Source organism: Algoriella sp., from assembly GCF_036647415.1.
In the GTDB taxonomy this organism is placed as follows: domain Bacteria; phylum Bacteroidota; class Bacteroidia; order Flavobacteriales; family Weeksellaceae; genus Empedobacter.
The window spans coordinates 1-3,397 of sequence record NZ_JAVXKG010000069.1 but is presented as its reverse complement, the minus strand read 5'-3'; the positions used below and the strand labels follow the sequence as shown (position 1 = coordinate 3,397).

The following is a 3,397-nucleotide window of genomic DNA, read 5'->3' as shown; positions in this document are numbered from 1 at the left end:
ACTCATTTTTATAATAATTAATTTTTAATCTGTCCAAACTTTTGGGTGCAGTCTAAATTTGATGAGGCATTTTGTCTATTTTTGATTTGAATTACATTCTTTCTGGCACGCCAATTCCTAATAATCTTAATGAAGATTGAATTGTATTCGCAACCCATTGTGATAAATAAAGACGGAAATTTTTCACGTTTTCATCTTCATTCTTCAAGATTGGATTATTTTGATAAAAAGAGTTAAATAATTTTACAATTTCGTACACATAATTCGCAATCAAAGCTGGGCTCATTTCTGTAGCCGCTTTTGCAATTGTATCTTCAAAATCATTTAAAGCACGAATAATTTCTTTTTCTGCTGCATTTAATTCAATCAATTCAAAATCAAATTCTTTTGGAGATTCTTTTCTTAATAAAGATTGGATACGCGCAAAAGTATATTGAATAAATGGTCCTGTATTTCCATTAAAATCTACTGATTCTTTCGGATCGAATAAGATACGTTTCTTCGGATCAACTTTCAAAATGTAATATTTTAAAGCTCCCATCGCGATTGTTTCGTACAATTCTGATTTTTCTTCATCCGATAAACCTTCTAATTTACCTAATTCTTCCGAAATTTCTTTTGCCGTATTATATACTTCTTGCATCAATTCGTCAGCATCTACAACGGTTCCTTCACGAGATTTCATTTTACCATTCGGTAAATCTACCATTCCGTAAGATAAATGATGTAGTGCATCTGCCCAAGAAAAACCTAATTTTTTCAGAATCAAGAATAAAACCTTGAAATGATAATCTTGTTCATTACCAACAACATAAGTTAATTCTTGCAACGATGGATTATTTTTGAAACGCTCTACCGCAGTTCCTAAATCTTGCGTCATATAAACCGATGTTCCGTCAGAACGTAAAACTAATTTTTCGTCCAAACCATCTTCAGTTAAATCAATCCAAACAGAACCATCTTCTCTTTTGTAAAAAACACCTTTATTTAAACCTTCTTCAACCAAATCTTTTCCTAAAATATAAGTGTTGGATTCGTATAAATATTCATCAAATTCTACACCAAGACGTTTGTATGTTTTTGCGAAACCTTCGTAAACCCAACCATTCATTTTATTCCATAAAGCAATAACTTCTGGCTCTTGTGCTTCCCATTGACGCAACATTTCTTGTGCTTCTAAAAAAATTGGCGCTTCTTTTTTGGCATCATCTTCCGATTTACCAGCTTCTACTAATTCTTTTATTTCACCACGATAATGTTTGTCAAATTCTACATAATATTTACCAACCAAATGATCGCCTTTCATTCCTGTAGATTCAGGAGTTTCTCCATTTCCAAATTTTTCCCAAGCAATCATCGATTTACAAATATGAATTCCACGGTCGTTAATAATTTGTGTTTTTATCACATTATTACCAGCTGCTTCTATTATTTGAGAAACCGAAAAACCTAATAAATTATTACGAACATGACCTAAATGCAAAGGTTTATTTGTATTTGGAGATGAATATTCGACCATTACTAATCGAGAATTTTCATCAACTTTTACAGTTCCGTAATTTTTATTTTGAGCATTTTGATTGAAATCTTGTAAGAAATCAATCATATTTAAACTCATATTCAAAAATCCTTTTACAACATTGAATGCTGTAATTTTATTATTTTCGACCAAATTTTCACCGATTTTTGTTCCGATGTCTTCTGGTTTACCTTTTAAAGTTCTAATTAATGGGAAAACAACTAATGTATAATCACCTTCAAACTCTTTCCTTGTAAACTGTATTTCAACAGATTCTGGCGTAATTTGATAGACATTTTGAATCGCGTCTAAAACGTTTTGTGTGATGTGTTGTTTTAAATTCATTTTTACCTGTTTATTAATCGAACTGCAAAAGTACAAAGTTTCAACGAATTTGAACGGATTGATAATTGAGTTTTTAAGAATTCAATTAGAAAACATATCTTTGCACAATGAAAGCTACATTCGCGGATTTCGAATTAACAAAACAATTGTATTCTTCTTTAGAAAAGATGAATATTACATCGCCTACACCCATTCAAGAAAAAACGTTCAAACCGATTCTTTCTGGGCGAGATATAATGGGAATTGCACAGACTGGTACGGGTAAAACATTGGCTTATCTTTTGCCTTTACTTAAGACGTATCAATATTCTAAAACACATCAACCAAAAATAGTTATTCTTGTTCCTACTCGCGAATTAGTGGTTCAGGTTACAGATATTTTACAAAATTTAGCGGAATTTATCAACGTTCGTATTTTGGGAATATATGGTGGTGTAAACATCAATACGCAAAAACTTGCGGTTTATAAAGGTGTTGACATTTTAGTTGGTACACCAGGACGTATTTTAGATTTAGCAATAGACAACGTACTTTCTTTCAAAGAAGCAAAGAAATTGGTTGTTGATGAGTTTGACGAAATGTTAAGTTTAGGTTTTAAAGCACAATTATCGCATTTATTTACGATGATGAGCGATAAACGTCAAAACATCTTATTTTCTGCAACGATGACAGATCAGGTAGATGATATGTTGGTAGAATATTTCAAAAATCCACTCGAAATTTCCTTGGCACGTTCGGGAACACCGTTAGAAAAAATTAAACAAATAGCGATTCCTGTTGTCAATTTCAATACAAAATTAAACCTACTTACACATCATTTAAGTGATAAAGCAAGTTTTGAGAAAGTATTAATTTTTGCAAATAATAAAAAACATGCTGATTTAATATTTGATCATATAAATGAAATTTATCCGGATGAATTTGGCGTAATTCACTCAAATAAATCACAAAACTTCCGTTTACGCACAATGGAATCTTTTAGTAATGATGAATTAAGAGGTATTATTACAACTGATATTATGGCGCGTGGTCTGGATATTCCTGATGTTACACACGTTATTAACTTCGAGATTCCTGAAGTTCCTGAACAATATATTCACCGTATTGGGCGTACAGGTCGTGCAGATAAAACGGGAGATTCTATCTCTTATTTTTCTGAAAAAGAAACTGATTCTATTGAAGCAATTGAAGCTTTGATGGAAAAAGATATTTTACAACAAGCATTTCCTACAGATGAAGTTATCATAAATCCTGTAAAACGTGAGTTTGAGAAAGATGTTGTAAAAATGAAAATGCTAACAACTGTAAAAGTTGAAGAGCGTGGAGCTTCATTTCACGAGAAAAAAGACAAGAACAAAAAGGTTAACTTAGGAGGTCCTACAAAACGTAAACCACCAAAATCTAAGCCTAAAAACCGTGGTCAACAAAAACAAAAAGCCCGTAAAAAAGGTAAATAAAATACAAAAGCGACTTGATTATAGACTGCACCCAAAAGTTTGGACAGATTAAAAATTAATTATTATAAAAATGAGT

General features: G+C 31.6%; 2 protein-coding genes. One reads left to right on the top strand and one right to left on the bottom strand.

What is annotated here, in order from left to right:
- Positions 1-91: 91 nt before the first annotated feature.
- Positions 92-1,864 carry an arginine--tRNA ligase gene (gene argS / locus RSC72_RS15800; RefSeq protein WP_332547064.1) on the bottom strand — a complete coding sequence of 591 codons (1,773 nt, stop codon included), beginning with the start codon at positions 1,862-1,864 and terminating at the stop codon, positions 92-94.
- 107 nt (positions 1,865-1,971) lie between these two features.
- On the opposite strand from argS, the gene RSC72_RS15795 reads away from it, so the two are divergent.
- On the top strand, positions 1,972-3,321 hold the full coding sequence (locus RSC72_RS15795; protein WP_332566442.1) for a DEAD/DEAH box helicase: 1,350 nt from the start codon (positions 1,972-1,974) through the stop codon (positions 3,319-3,321).
- The last annotated feature ends 76 nt before the right edge of the window (positions 3,322-3,397 follow it).